The organism is Microbacterium sp. Se5.02b (assembly GCF_019464375.1).
Classification (GTDB): Bacteria; Actinomycetota; Actinomycetes; order Actinomycetales; family Microbacteriaceae; genus Microbacterium.
This window is the reverse complement of record NZ_CP080491.1, coordinates 3,588,648-3,601,935: the sequence shown is the minus strand read 5'-3', so window position 1 is coordinate 3,601,935 and position 13,288 is coordinate 3,588,648. Positions and strand designations below refer to the sequence as shown.

Genomic DNA, 13,288 nt, shown 5'->3' with positions numbered 1-13,288 from the left:
AACCGAGACCGGTCAGAGAGCGTCGGGCTGCGGACGCGGATCGGCGAAGTCGCCGGCAGCCTTGCGCAGCCGTGCCACGATCGCGACGAGCTCAGCCGCATCGCCGTCGTCCATCCCCGGATCGGCGAACACCTCGGTGTTGAGGGCGCTGGTGGCGCGCTCGACCAGCTCGCGTCCTGCGTCCGTGAGGGCGAGGAGGGCTGCGCGGCCGTCGTGCGGGTGCGGCTCGCGCACCACCAGGCCGTCACGGACGAGGCGCTCCGCCGTGCTGGTCACCGTCGTCGGGTGCACCTGGAGACGTGCGACGACGCTCGACAGGGGCAGGCGCCCGGCGCGGCTGAACGCCAGCAGGCGCAGCACCTCGAACCGGGCGAAGCTGAGCGCGAACGGCTTGAGGGCCGCATCCACCCGGGCGAGCAGCAGTTGCTGGGCGCGCATGACCGAGGTGACCACCGCCATGCCGTCGGCGGCATCCGCCCATCCGTGCGCGATCCACTGCCTCTTCGCCTCGGCGAGCGGGTCCACGGGGAGAGGGCGGGGTCGGGTCACGTCTCTACGGTACCGGCGCGGGACGGTGCGGCAGGTCGCCTGGCCAAGCGGCCGTCAGGTTGTCGATTATGTATACATTGTCCCCCGGATTCGGGCTCTCCGGCCGTGAATAAGTTCGCTTTTGGCTACATAGAGGGCGATGCGGATAGACTCGCCGTGTCGTGAGGAGCATTCGATGAAGATCTTCGTCCTGGTCAAAGAGGTGCCGGACACCTATGGCGATCGCAAACTGAATCTCGAGACCGGCCTCGCCGATCGAGCGGCAGGCGATGTCGTGCTCGATGAGATCACCGAACGGGCCCTCGAAGTCGCGCTCAGCTATGCCGACAAGAACGACGGCACCGAGGTCGTCGCCGTGTCGATGGCTCCCGCAGGATCGACGGCCTCCGTCCGCCGGGCACTCGCGATCGGCGCGGCCTCTGCCGTGCACATCGCCGACGAGGACCTCGCCGGCGCGGATCTGGGTCTCACTGCCGAGGTGCTCGCCGCGGCGATCCGTCGCGGTGCGCCCGACCTCGTGATCACGGGCAACCTCTCGACAGACGGCTCCGGCGGTGTCATCCCGGCGATGCTCGCCGAGCACCTCGGATATGCGCAGGCGACGGCGCTGAGCTCTGTCGAGATCACCGCTGACGGCGTCTCCGGAACACGGGCCGCCGACGCGGGAGGGCAGCAGGTCAGTGCTCCGCTGCCCGCCGTGATCTCGATCACCGAGGCGCTCCCCGATGCGCGCTTCCCCAACTTCAAGGGCATCATGGCGGCGAAGAAGAAGCCCCTCGAGGTGCTCACCCTCGCGGACCTCGAGGTGTCGGCTGATCCGTCCCTCGCTCCGCGGACCATCATGACGGCGGTGTCGGAGAAGCCCCCGAGGGCGGCCGGCGTGAAGATCACGGACGAAGGCGACGCCGCAGACAAGCTCGTCGAGTTCCTCGTGCAGAACAGGCTGGTGTGAGATGACCTCGTCCGAGAACCCGATCCTCGTCCTCGTGGACATCGACCCCTCCGGGTCTGCCGCGAGCAGCACAGCGGCCCTGATCGGCGCAGCCGCGACCATCGGCTCGCCCGTCGCGTTGATCGTCGGCGGCAGCCCGGCGGCCGTTGACCAGGTCGGTGCGGCGGGTGCGGCGGTCGTGCTGACAGCCGACGGTGACGCCGCATCGCTCACGGTCCCGATCGTCGATGCCCTCGAGGCCGCCGCCGCGCAGGTGCGCCCCGACGCCGTGCTCATCTCGAATTCGATCTCCGGCCGCGACGTGGCAGGGCGCTTCGCCGTGCGGACGAAGAGCGCGCTGTCGGTCGACGCGGTCGGGGTCTCGCGGGACGAAGAGGGCGTCGTCGCCCACCACTCGGTCTACGGCGGCGCCTACCTCGTCGACTCCGCCCCCACGTTCGGCACCCCGGTGATCACGGTGCGTCAGGGCGCAGTGGAGGCGCGTGCCGAGGCGGTGGCGAACCACTCGGTCGAAGCGCTCGCCGTCACGGCATCGGGCGCGGCCGCCGCGACTGCCGGACCCGTCGAGATCGTCGAGGCCGCCTCCTCGCGTCCTGAGCTGCGCGGTGCGACCCGCGTCGTGTCGGGCGGCCGCGGTCTCGCGTCGAAGGAGAAGTTCGTGCTCGTCGAACAGCTCGCCGACGCGCTCGGCGCCGCGGTCGGTGCGTCACGGGCGGCCGTCGACGCCGGGTACATCCCGCAGTCGCATCAGGTCGGGCAGACCGGCGTCTCGGTCTCGCCCCAGCTGTACGTCGCCCTGGGCATCTCGGGGGCGATCCAGCATCGCGCGGGCATGCAGACCTCGAAGAACATCGTCGCGATCAACAAGGACCCCGAGGCGCCGATCTTCGAGGTCGCGGACTTCGGCATCGTCGGCGACGTGTTCGCCGTGGTGCCGCAGGTGATCGCGGCCCTCGAGGCACGGAAGAAGTAGGCATGGCGACGCGGATGCTGCGACGCGGTCTTCCGCGTGTGCCCGGTGGAGAGCCGTGGCCCCCTGCGGATGCGTCCGTCGAGGTCGCGGATTCTCCGCTCACCGCGGAGTCGGGCAGCGCGAGCGGATTCGTCGCGGCTGAACCGGTCGCGGCTGAACCGGTCGCGGCTGAACCTGTTGCTGCGGAGCCCGTTGCTGCCGCGGCGTCCGTTGCGGCTGCGTCCGTCGCAGTCGGTGCCGAGTCTGTCGCGGCGTCGTCTGCGGGTGGGCGGTCCGCTCGGGCCGACTCGCATGTCCGTCGGGGCCTCCCGCGTGTGCCAGGCGGTGAGCCGTGGCCGCCGGTCGACGCGGTGGCCGGAGCCGACGGCTCGGCTGTCGTCTCCGAAACGGCACCGGCCGCCGCGACCGCGGCTCCGGTGACTGCGGCCGCCGCTGCCGCTCCGACGACCGGCGGGACGACCGAGACGCCGACTCCCTCCGCTGCGGCGCCGACGGCTGCTCCGGGGCGACAGGCGCACCGGCTGCGCACGCCTCGGCCGCCGCGGGCGTCCGTCGCGGCCTGCCGCGCGTCGTCGGGGGAGAGCCCTGGCCGCCCGCGGGCACAACTCCGGCCGTGGGCGTCGAGCAGACATCGGCTTCTTCTGAGACGGTGTCTGCGACGGACGCCGCGCTCGCCCCCGCCGCTCCGACCGCGTCGGAGAGCGTCGGGGCCGAGAGTGCCGCCGCTGCGACGTCCGTCGTCGCGGTCCCCGCCGTCGCCGACCTCAGCGCTCCCCTGCCGTGGAGTCGCACGGTGTGGAACGGACGGGCTCCGCGCCACATCGCCACGGCCCCCGCATCCGACCGTCGTCGCCCCACCTGGACGCAGGCCATCGCCGTGCTGTTCGGCGCCGCCGCGCTCGGCGTGCTCGCGGGTGCGGCGATCGCTTTCGTGCGCACGCTCCTGAGCTTCCCGTTCATGCAGGACTTCCTCGGGGCGTTCCCCGGCGAGTACGAGCCGGCGATCGCCGTCGAGCCGGGATTCGCCCCCTGGATCGGGTGGCAGCACTTCTTCAACATGTTCCTGATGGTGCTGATCATCCGCTCGGGGCTCCAGGTGCGCACCGAGAAGCGACCGACCGTCTTCTGGACGCCCCGCGGCAACGCCAAGGGGAAGATCAGTCTGAACCTCTGGTTCCACCAGTCGCTCGACATCCTGTGGCTCGTGAACGGCGTGATCTTCGTGGTGCTGCTGTTCGTCACGGGGCACTGGGTGCGGATCGTGCCCACGAGCTGGGAGGTGTTCCCGAACGCGCTCTCCGCTGCGCTGCAATACGTCTCGTTCGACTGGCCGCACGAGAACGGCTGGAACAACTACAACAGCCTGCAGCAGCTCGCCTACTTCGTGACCGTGTTCATCGCCGCGCCGTTGGCCGCGATCACGGGCTTCCGCATGTCGGGGCTGTGGCCGAAGAAGGCCGAGCGGCTGTCGAAGGCGTACCCGGTCGAGTGGGCGCGTGCCCTGCACTTCCCGATCATGCTGTACTTCGTCGCGTTCATCATCGCTCACGTCGCGCTCGTGATGCTGACCGGTTTCCTGCGGAACCTGAACCACATGTTCGCGTCGCAGGACGCGGTCACCTGGACGGGTTTCTGGGTCTTCATCGTGTCGCTCGTGGTGATCGCGATCGGGTGGGTCGCGGCGCGACCGCTGGTGCTCGCGCCGATCGCGAAGGTGTTCGGCAAGGTCTCGGGTCGCTGATGGCGGGCAGGGCGGGTGTCTCCTGCCCGCGCCCGCCGGATGAAGGCTCTGCCGGGGAAGCACGCCTTTCGCGTTCAGACTGACGTGTTACACAATGAATGCATGGAACTGCGCAGTGTCTCGGGGCTCATCGGTGGTGTCGGATTCACGATGAGCGGTGCCGTCGAGGTCGTCCGGATCTCGATCGCCTCGTCCGCAGCGGCGGCCGCGCTGGCGGTTCTGGGTGCGGTGCTGTGGGGAGTGGCGGTCCTCGCGCTGACGTTCGGTCTCCGTCGTCGGGAGAGCATCGTGGGACGTCGGCGGTCGGCGTTGGTGGCGTCGGCCGTCCTGGCGGTGTGGCCGACGGTCGACACGCTGGTGGGCCTCTTCGGCGGTCCGGACACGCCGGCGGAGGCGCGCGCTGAGGTTGCCTGGGACTATGTGTCACCCCTGGTCGCGCTGGCAGCCGGGCTGGTCGTCTCGGCCCACATCGCTCGCGCTCGTGTCGTCCCGGCCCCGTGGAACCGCGTGCCGCTGTGGGTGCTGGGAATCCAGGTCGCGGTGTGGTTCATCCCTCAGGTCGTCGGAACTGCGGCGCCCACCGCGTTGATCCACACGGCCGATCTCTTCGTGGCATTGGGGGTGCTCGGGGCTCTCGTGGCGACTTTCGGCCTCGGCTTCGTGAGTCTGGTGCTGTCGCTCAGTCTGCCGTCGTCGGTGGATCCCGCTGCTGCATCCCCGTCGGGGGACTCGTAGACGCCGGCCGTCGGTGTTGACACGTGACCAAGCAAGCGCTTGACTGGCGGTGTGTTCGCGCCTCTCGCCTTCTTCTCCTTCGTCCGCCTCGACTACCGCTCCCTGCATGGCGAGTACAACCGCTGGCACCAGCTCGACCATCGGCCGGAGAACCTCGCCCTCCCCGGTGTCGCCTGGGGTGACCGGTGGGACGTGCGACCGGAGTATGCGGACCTCGGCAGCGGCTCCCTCGCGGGAGAGGTCGACTTCGTCGCCATGTACTGGTTCCGTGATCCGGTGGAGGAGTCCGTCGCCGCGTGGGATGCGCTCGGCGAAGCCTCTTTCCAGTGGGGACGTGGTCCGCTGATCCCCGGCATCCACCGTCCGCTGCTGGCGTTCTTCCGGCCCGTGAAGGGGTACGCGGCGCCGCGCGCCCTGGTCGACGCACAGGTGCTGCCGTACCGGCCGAATCGCGGAGTGCACCTCACCGCGACCCGGTTCGCCGACCCGCACAGCTCCGAGACGCATGCCGCTCACCAGCGCGAGGACCGCGAGATCATCCCGGCACTTCTCGAGGTCGATGGCGTGGCGGGGGCGTGGACCTTCTCCTACAGTCATCCGCAGCGCCACTCCTCGCTGCCGTTCGACGAGACGCCGTCCGATGCGCCGGGGAGCATCAGGATCCGCCTCGTCTACCTCGAAGACGATCCCGCGGTGGTCACGCCGGCACTCCGAGCGGTGGAGGACCGGTTCCCGGCGACGGGGGAGCGGATGCTGGCGACGCCGGTGAAGACGATCATCCCCTGGCAGGACTGGTGAGCGAGGCCCTGGAGCGGCGGCTGCGCGCACTCGAGGATCGTGCGGAGATCGCGGACCTCATCGCGCGGTACGGCCCGGCTGCCGATGCCGGAGACGCCGATGCGGTGGCGGCGCTCTGGGCGTCGGACGGCACCTACCAGTTCGACGAGACGGTGCTCGATGCCGAGGGTATCCGCTCGCTCGTGACGATCCCCACCCACCGGGAGTACATGCGTCGAGGCTGCGCGCACATCGTGTCGGCGCCGCGCATCGACATCGACGGCGACCGCGCGGTGGCGGTGACGCACTCGGTCGTGATGCTGCGCGAGGGGGAGCGGTGGGTCGGCGAGCGGGTCAGCGCGAACAGGTGGGAGCTTCGTCGCACGGGTGAGGGGTGGCGTGTGCACCGTCGTCGGAACCGTCTGCTCGAAGGGGATGCCGCTGCGCGGGAGTTGCTCGCTCCCTGACGCGGAGGTGCGGGGGGTCAGGGGGCGAAGCGGGTGAGGGAGTCTCGCCGGCTGCGGTGAGGCGGGCGAGCGTGCGGGCGCGGGGGCCGAGCGCGCTGCCGTAGCGCACATCCCAGGAGTCGTGGCTGTCGTCACCCAGGGCGATGCGTGCGTGGTGCGGCCAGTTCGGGTCGTCGAGCGCCTGACGCCCGAGCAGCACCATGTCGGCGTCGCCGTGGTTGAGGAGCCGTTCGGCCTGCTCTGCATCGACGACGAGGCCGACGGTCGCGGTCGGGACTCCGGCCTCCTCGCGGATCCGACGGGAGAAGTCGGCATGGAACGCGAAGCCCCGGCGGATGCGGGTGTCGGTGGAACGGTCGGTGGTGATGCCTCCGGATGAGGTGTCGATCAGGTCGACCCCGGCCGCGGCGAGACGGCGGGCGACGTGGACGGTCTCCTCGATGCCGGAGCCGCCCTCGGCGCCGTCGACGGCGGAGACCCGGAACGACAGGGGGATCCCGACGCCGAGAGCATCGCGGACGGCTGTCACGACCTCGAGCGGATACCGCAGGCGGTTCTCGGCGCTGCCGCCGTAACGGTCGGTGCGGTGGTTCGACACCGGGGAGAGGAACGAGTGCAGCAGGTATCCGTGCGCGCCGTGCAGCTCGATGAAGCGGAAGCCCGCAGAGACCGCACGCGCGGCCGCGTCGTGCCAGTCCTGCACCGATCGGGCGATCTGCTGCGCTGTGAGTTCCGCGGGCATCGCGTGACCCGGCCCCGCCGACAGGGCGCTGGGAGCCACGAGGGGCCATGGTGCGAAACCCGCGGCGGCATCCGTCTCGTCGAGCGGGGCTCCTGCGCGCCAGGGCTCCCGCACGGCCGCGCGCCTTCCGGCATGGCCGAGCTGCACGCCCGGAACCGATCCCGACGCGGCGACGAGGGCGGCGACGCGTCGCCATCCCGGTACCTGCTCGTCGCTCCAGAGCCCCGTGTCGAAGGGGAGATGCGGCCCTGGGGGTGCACGGCCGTCGCTTCGGCGATCACCAGTCCCGCCCCGCCCAGGGCGAACCGGCCGAGGTGTGCGACATGGAAGTCGGAGACCTGCCCGTCCTGTGAGGCGTACATGCACATGGGGGAGATCCCGATGCGATTCGGCAGTGTCACGTCGCGCAGGTGCAGCGGCGAGAAGAGGGTCATGCGGGCTCCTGGGGGTGCGGGCGGCGGAGGAATGTCGCGAGCAGCGCGGTGATGACACCGCAGGCCGCCGCGAAACCGAGCGAGATCTGGAGGGCCTGCTCTGAGAGGAACGCGGGATCGGCCTCGGAGGGCAGCGCCGCGATCACGAACCCGAACAGGGCGGCTGCGACGGCTCCGGAGAGGGTGCGGATGACGGAGTTCACGCCGTTCGCGGTGGCGACCTCGTCGGCGGGGACGGCGGCCGTGATGAGAGAGGGCATCGCGGCGAAGGCGAACGCGACACCGGCGCCGACCAGAGCGGAGCCGATCAACACGGGCACGGCACCGCCGTGGAACAGCACCCGGAACACGAAAGCGAGCGCCATCATCACCGACCCGAGAAGGAGGGCCCGCTGCCCGCCGAATCGGGTGATCACCCGCGCGGAGAGCGGTGCGAGGACGATCATGGTCAGCGCCGAAGGCAGCAGGAACATGCCGGCCGCCGCGGTGGCGACGTCGAGGCCGTACCCGGTGGATCGCGGTGCGAGAGCTTCCTGGGTCGTCAGCAGGTGATTCGCGTACATGCCGAACGTCGCGAAGAACGACGCGACGTTGATCGGCAGGATCGGGGCACGCATGGCCGTCCGCACGTCGATGAGCGGGGCGGGATGTCGTCGCTCCCACAGCGTCCAGAGCGCCAGGGTCGCGACGGCGAGAGCGGCGAATCCGAGGGTGAGCGCAGTGGTCCAGCCCCAGTACTGTCCGCGGGAGATCGCCAGCAGCAGCGAGGTGAGGCCGACGGTGAGGAGCACGGCTCCCACGACGTCGAACCCGCGGGAGTCGCCCGCCGGAGCCTCCGGGATGCGCCAGCGGATCAGGGCGCAGAACACCGCGCCGACGATCGCCGAGCACCAGAACACGGTCGGCAGCCCTCCTCCGTCGAGCAAGGGGCCTGCGAGCACGAGTCCGAGCGCCGACCCCATGCCGAGAGTGCCGCTCATGAGCGCGATGCCGAGGACGGCGCGGCGGCGCGAGACGAGTGCGCTCAGGAGGCCGATGCCGATCGGGACGACCGCGGTGCCGAAACCCTGCAGAGCGCGGCCGACGAGCACTGCGGTGAAACCGGGGATCACGGCGGCGATGACCGAGCCGGCCACGAGCAGCCCCATCGACAGCAGCAGCATGCGGCGTCGACCGTGCATGTCGGCGAGGCGTGTGACGACCGGGGTGCCGACCACCCCGGCGAGGAGCGTGACGGTGATGAGCCATGAGGCGTCGGCGGCGGTGGTGTCGAGCAGGGCGGGGATGAGGGGGAGGAGGGGGACGATCAGGGTGAACTGCAGCGACGTCAGCATGCCGCAGGCGGCGAGGAGTCCCACCACCACGCGCTCCTGGCGTTCTCGTTCCGACTTCACTGTCACCGTTCCCTCGGGGAGCGATGTCCCCGCGTCTAGCTGGCGAGACCTCCGAGGAGGAAGAGGCGATGAGGAGGGGACCGCTCAACCCCGCGTGATCGTGCGACGGTGCAGCCGCCACCCCGCCTCTCCGCGCACGAACGTGTCGGCATAGACGCCCATCGCCGCGAGCGACGGGATGCCGTCTGTGCTGCGGTAGTAGCGGAAGTAGGAGCGGGCGCTCGCGCGGTCGCCGTGCACCTCGACCGTGATGCTGGACACGTCGTGGCGGGTGTGACTGCCCGGCCCCTGGATGCCCGCGGCCCTGCGGTCGTGCACGCCGGCCAGGAGCGCCTCGCGTCCTGTGATGCTCTGCACGTCCATGGGGAGGTCCGTGGCATCGGTGAGGTCCCAGACGGCATCCGCCGTGAAGCAGTCGATGTACTCCTCGGGGTCTCCCGCGTCGGCGAGCTGCGCGATGCGGGCGAGGAGGATCGCGATGTCCTGGCGGTCGCCGATGGTCCGCAGGTCGACCTCGGTCATTGCGTCACCGTCCATCCGCCGTCGACCGGCAGGAAGACGCCGTTGATGTAACCGGCGAGCGGGGAGAGCAGGAAGAGCGTCGCCCAGGCGATGTCGTCGGGTGTGGCCATGCGCTTCAGTGGGATGCGGGTGAGTACCCGCTGCCCTGTCTCGCTGCCGGCGAAGCCCGCAAGGCGCGGGTGTCGGTCATGCCGGGTGCGACGCCGTTGGAGCGGAACTCCGTGGCGCGATGGGCGGCGAGGTGGCGGATGTACCCCATGATCGCGGCCTTGGATGCCGAGTACCACGCGTTGTCCGTGCCGACGAGGTTGCCCGCGACCGACGTCGTCGCGACCATCGCCGCACCCTCGCCCGGACCGGTGGCCGCCCACGTGTCGGTCATGCGGCGCACGCTCCCGACGCAGATCTCCAGCGCCCGGTCGAAGGGGATGTCGGAGCTCGAGGCGGGCCCGGCGTTGTTGTGCAGGTAGCGGATCGGTCCGAGCGTGCGCACGGCGTCCGTGAAGCCGGCGTCGACCGCGGCGTCATCGGAGACGTCGGCTGCCCAGGTGTGCACGGCGGCGGCTGTCGTTCGCACCTCGTCCGCGGTCTCCGCGAGCCCTGCGGGGTTCAGGTCCCACAGGCTGACCGCGAGACCGAGCTCCGCGGCATGTCGGGCCGTCGCCCGTCCGATGCCGCTGCCCGCGCCGGTGATGAGCACCGTGTCTCCTGCTGCGAATCCGAAGTCGACTGCACCCATCCCGCGCTCCTTTGCCCAAGCATTTGCTTGTTTGACTCTAGTGGTGCTGCGCGGCGAAGACCAGCCCCGCCTCGCCACGCCGCGTCATCGGGACGACAGCACGAACCCCCGGTAGTCCGCCGCCGCGATCTCTTCGCAGTGGTCGATGTAGTTCTTGAAGCCGCCGATGTAGGGCAGGAAACCCCTGGCCTTCCCCGCGATGTTCGCGCCCGTGTACCACGACGGCGCTGCGCCGAACAGGGTGCGGTCGGCGAGCTCGAGCGAATGCGCCGTCCAGGCCGCCGCCGCATCGGCGCGCGCCTCGATCGACGTGTATCCGTTGGCGCGGCAGTGCGCGATGATCCGCAGCGCGTAGTCGCCCTGCTGCCCGAGGTGAGCGCCATGTTCGACAGCACGCTGGGGCTGCCGGGCCCGTTGAGCACGAGCAGGTTCGGGAAGCCGGGCAGGGCGACGCCGAGATAGGTCGAGGGGAAGCCCGCCCACTCCGCGCGCAGCGAGAGTCCGTCGCGACCGCGGATGTCGATCGCGGTGAGTGCTCCGGTCATGGCGTCGAACCCCGTGGCGTAAACGATCACGTCGTGTTCGCGGTGGCGTTCGGCGGTGCGGATCCCGGAGGGAGTGACCTCTGCGAGGGGTTCTCGTCGCAGGTCGACCAGCTCGACGTGCGGTTCGTTGAACGTCTCGTAGTACCCCGTGTCGGTGCAGATGCGCTTCGTGCCGACGGGATGGTCCTGCGGGGTCAGCGTGGCTCGCGTCTGCGGATCGGGTACCCGCTCCGCGAGCTTCTGCTCGAAGAAGACGCGGGCCGCATCGTTGATCACCGGATCGACGGTCAACCCCTGGAAGGCCTTGGCGAAGAGCACGCCGCCGCGCGTCCAGCTCTCCTCGAACACCTCGGCACGCTCCTGCTCGTCGGCCTCCGCGAAGGGTGTGGGGTGGCTCGTCCAGGGGAGCCGGCTGCCCCGCTCCAGGACAGTTCGCGTCGCCGCGGGAGCTCCTTCTGCTGGCGCTGCCATTCCTCGTCGTCCAGCATCCGGTTGAACGCCGGGACGCTGTAGTTGGCGCTGCGCTGGTACACCGTGAGCTCCGCGGCCTCGCGGGCGATCAGCGGGATGGTCTGCACGCCGGAGGACCCGGTGCCGATCACGGCGACACGCCTGCCGCTCAGGTCGACGGGGTCCTCGGGCCATGCCGACGTCTGGAGCACGGTGCCCGTGAACGTGTCGCGGCCGGCGAGGTCGGGCAGCTGCGGCTTCGACAGTCCTCCGGTGGCCATGACCAGCCAGCGTGCCGACGCCTCGAACCCGGATTCGGTGCGCACGTCCCATCGTTGCTCCGGCTCGTTCCAGGACGCCGCCGACAGGCGCTCCCCGAACCGGTAGTGCCGGCGGACGTCGAAACGGTCGGCGACGTGGTTCAGATAGCGCAGGATCTCGGGCTGCGTCGCATAGCGCTCGCTCCACCGCCACTCACGCTGCAGGTCGTCGTCGAACGAGAACGAGTAGTCGATGCTCTCGACGTCGCAGCGTGCACCGGGGTAGCGGTTCCAATACCAGGTGCCGCCCACGTCGTCGCCCGCCTCGATGCCGAGGATGTCGAGGCCCGCCGCCGCGGCGTGGATGGTGGAGTACAGGCCGGCGAAGCCGGCGCCGACGATGATGACGTCGTGTTCGGGGATCATGTGCGGTCCTTCGCGTCGAGGGTGGTCAGGGAGCGCAGGTCGCTCCAGAGGATGTCGGCGGCGCTGACGCCCGGTCCGTAGCCGGGGATGGTCAGGAAGCCATGGAACTGATCGGGGTGGTGACGAAGGATGACCGGGACTCCGGCCTCGCGCAGTCGACGGGCGAAGGCGGCGTCCTCGTCGCAGAGGGGATCAAGGCCTGCTGTGACCACGATCGCCGGAGGGAGACCGCCCAGGTCGTCGACGGCGAGCGGGGTGACGTCGGCGTCGAAGCGGTCGGGGCGGTCGCCGAGGAAGGTGCGCCAGTAGTGCGCGAGGAGCTCGGATGTCACGAAGTACCCGCTCGCTCTCGTGCGGTGGCTCGGCGCCGACATCGTCGGGTCGAGGAAGGGATACAGCAGCACCTGTCCCACCACCGGGCTCGCAACGCGGTCGCGGAGGCCGACCGCCGCGCCCGCCGCGACGTTCCCGCCCGAGCTGTCTCCGGCGAGGACGACCCCATGATCGGCGAGGCCTGCGGTGACGGTCCAGTCGACGGCGGCGAGGACGTCGTCGCGGGCGGCGCCGGGCCCCGATTCCGGGGCGAGCCGATAGTCGACCGAGACCACCACGCTCGCCGTGGCGCGCGACCAACGCCGGCAGAAACCGTCGTGTCCGGCGATCGACCCGTGCAGGAAGCCGCCGCCGTGGGCGTACACGGTCGTGGGTGCGTCCGGTCGTGACTCGTGCGGGCGGTACACCCGGATCGGGATGCGGTGGGTGCCGGCATCGACCACGACGTCTTCCGCCGAAGCGACGTCGTCGAGGTTGCTCGCGGGGCGGATCCGCTCGTCGGCGGCTGCGCGTCCGGCGAGCGGGTCCATCGTCGCCAGCGCGGGGAACGTCGCATTCAGCAGGTCCAGCATGCGCGTCGTCTCGTCCACATGATCTCCTTCGATCAGCAGCGGTATGACTGTTAGTCATAGTACGATCAGGAATATCTCACTCATCGACGAGGAGGTCAAGTGAGCGACCGCGAACACACCGACCAACCGCCAGAACTGCCGGCGACGAGCTGGGCCGTGCTCGGCATCCTGTCGTTCGGCACCGAGCTGTCGGGCTACGACGTCAAGCAATGGGCGGATCAGAGCCTCGCGTACTTCTACTGGGCGCCGTCGCAGAGCCAGATCTACACCGAGCTGCGACGGCTCGAGCAGCTGGGGATGGCGGTCTCGCGAGTCGAGCAGACGCACGCGGCGAAGAGCCGTCGGCTGTACGGCATCACCGAGCTCGGGCGTCGGAGCATGCGGCAGTGGTCCGACGAGGTCGCTGCGGAGCCCGTGGTGCTCAAGCACTCGCAGATCCTGCGATTGTGGGCGGCGCACAACGGCGACCTCGACCGGCTGCGGGAGAGTCTGGCCGCGTACCGAGACGAGGCGTTGCGCACCGCGGAGGAGTCCGGTGCGCATGCGGTCGGAGCGCGTCGTGAGGAGGACTGGAGGTTCTCCGGTGTCGCCCTCGAGTGGGCGGAGCGGTTCTACCGCGACGAGGCGGCCCGCATCGACTGGCTCATCGAGCGGCTGAAGGGCATGAGATGAGCGTT

13 protein-coding genes and 2 pseudogenes are annotated in these 13,288 nt (G+C 70.3%); 7 read left to right on the top strand and 8 right to left on the bottom strand.

The window, feature by feature from the left end; all coding sequences use genetic code 11:
* Window positions 1-12: 12 nt before the first annotated feature.
* Window positions 13-549, bottom strand: a complete 537-nt coding sequence (locus K1X59_RS18095; RefSeq protein WP_183151056.1) for a MarR family winged helix-turn-helix transcriptional regulator — start codon at window positions 547-549, stop codon at window positions 13-15.
* A gap of 175 nt (window positions 550-724) precedes the next feature.
* On the opposite strand from K1X59_RS18095, the gene K1X59_RS18090 reads away from it, so the two are divergent.
* The 6 genes from K1X59_RS18090 to K1X59_RS18065 all read left to right on the top strand — a co-directional run bounded on the left by K1X59_RS18090 (window position 725) and on the right by K1X59_RS18065 (window position 6,194).
* Complete coding sequence (locus K1X59_RS18090) at window positions 725-1,501, top strand: electron transfer flavoprotein subunit beta/FixA family protein (RefSeq protein ID WP_183151055.1); 777 nt, start codon at window positions 725-727, stop codon at window positions 1,499-1,501.
* Window position 1,502: 1 nt separating this feature from the next.
* Window positions 1,503-2,474, top strand: a complete 972-nt coding sequence (locus K1X59_RS18085) for an electron transfer flavoprotein subunit alpha/FixB family protein (protein WP_183151054.1) — start codon at window positions 1,503-1,505, stop codon at window positions 2,472-2,474.
* Between the two features lie 649 nt (window positions 2,475-3,123).
* Window positions 3,124-4,215, top strand: a complete 1,092-nt coding sequence (locus tag K1X59_RS18080; protein WP_183151052.1) for a cytochrome b/b6 domain-containing protein — start codon at window positions 3,124-3,126, stop codon at window positions 4,213-4,215.
* Between the two features lie 102 nt (window positions 4,216-4,317).
* Window positions 4,318-4,950: a hypothetical protein gene (locus K1X59_RS18075; protein ID WP_183151051.1), complete on the top strand. Its 633-nt coding sequence runs from the start codon at window positions 4,318-4,320 to the stop codon at window positions 4,948-4,950.
* A gap of 51 nt (window positions 4,951-5,001) precedes the next feature.
* A complete protein-coding gene (locus K1X59_RS18070) occupies window positions 5,002-5,748 on the top strand; it encodes a hypothetical protein (protein ID WP_220173679.1) in 747 nt (248 codons plus the stop codon).
* Entirely contained in the window at window positions 5,745-6,194 is a 450-nt protein-coding gene (locus K1X59_RS18065) for a nuclear transport factor 2 family protein (RefSeq protein ID WP_220173678.1), read from the top strand. Before K1X59_RS18070 ends, K1X59_RS18065 begins: the two co-directional genes overlap by 4 nt.
* Here the strand turns inward: K1X59_RS18065 and K1X59_RS18060 are convergent.
* From K1X59_RS18060 to K1X59_RS18025, 7 genes and pseudogenes are all read right to left on the bottom strand, one after another.
* Window positions 6,082-7,304, bottom strand: a pseudogene (locus K1X59_RS18060) (NADH:flavin oxidoreductase/NADH oxidase). The gene K1X59_RS18065 and the pseudogene K1X59_RS18060 sit on opposite strands and share 113 nt — an antisense overlap.
* Before the next feature lie 62 nt (window positions 7,305-7,366).
* Window positions 7,367-8,770: an MFS transporter gene (locus tag K1X59_RS18055; RefSeq protein WP_220173676.1), complete on the bottom strand. Its 1,404-nt coding sequence runs from the start codon at window positions 8,768-8,770 to the stop codon at window positions 7,367-7,369.
* A 78-nt stretch (window positions 8,771-8,848) separates the two neighbouring features.
* Entirely contained in the window at window positions 8,849-9,286 is a 438-nt protein-coding gene (locus K1X59_RS18050) for a nuclear transport factor 2 family protein (protein ID WP_183151050.1), read from the bottom strand.
* Window positions 9,283-10,025, bottom strand: a pseudogene (locus K1X59_RS18040) (SDR family NAD(P)-dependent oxidoreductase). Before K1X59_RS18040 ends, K1X59_RS18050 begins: the two are co-directional and overlap by 4 nt.
* A gap of 84 nt (window positions 10,026-10,109) precedes the next feature.
* Window positions 10,110-10,508 carry a hypothetical protein gene (locus K1X59_RS18035; protein ID WP_220173673.1) on the bottom strand — a complete coding sequence of 133 codons (399 nt, stop codon included), beginning with the start codon at window positions 10,506-10,508 and terminating at the stop codon, window positions 10,110-10,112.
* A gap of 349 nt (window positions 10,509-10,857) precedes the next feature.
* Window positions 10,858-11,706, bottom strand: a complete 849-nt coding sequence (locus K1X59_RS18030) for an NAD(P)/FAD-dependent oxidoreductase (protein WP_220173672.1) — start codon at window positions 11,704-11,706, stop codon at window positions 10,858-10,860.
* Window positions 11,703-12,629 carry an alpha/beta hydrolase gene (locus K1X59_RS18025; protein ID WP_183151047.1) on the bottom strand — a complete coding sequence of 309 codons (927 nt, stop codon included), beginning with the start codon at window positions 12,627-12,629 and terminating at the stop codon, window positions 11,703-11,705. Before K1X59_RS18025 ends, K1X59_RS18030 begins: the two co-directional genes overlap by 4 nt.
* A gap of 81 nt (window positions 12,630-12,710) precedes the next feature.
* On the opposite strand from K1X59_RS18025, the gene K1X59_RS18020 reads away from it, so the two are divergent.
* Window positions 12,711-13,283 (top strand): PadR family transcriptional regulator, encoded by a 573-nt coding sequence (locus tag K1X59_RS18020; RefSeq protein WP_183151046.1) that lies wholly within the window; start codon window positions 12,711-12,713, stop codon window positions 13,281-13,283.
* Window positions 13,284-13,288 lie beyond the last annotated feature (5 nt).

Coding starts and splice junctions, on each gene's coding strand:
- K1X59_RS18075 (WP_183151051.1), top strand. CDS start 4,318: ATGGAACTGCGCAGTGTCTCGGGGCTCATCGGTGGTGTCGGATTCACG.
- K1X59_RS18090 (WP_183151055.1), top strand. CDS start 725: ATGAAGATCTTCGTCCTGGTCAAAGAGGTGCCGGACACCTATGGCGAT.
- K1X59_RS18030 (WP_220173672.1), bottom strand. CDS start 11,706: ATGATCCCCGAACACGACGTCATCATCGTCGGCGCCGGCTTCGCCGGC.
- K1X59_RS18085 (WP_183151054.1), top strand. CDS start 1,503: ATGACCTCGTCCGAGAACCCGATCCTCGTCCTCGTGGACATCGACCCC.
- K1X59_RS18050 (WP_183151050.1), bottom strand. CDS start 9,286: ATGACCGAGGTCGACCTGCGGACCATCGGCGACCGCCAGGACATCGCG.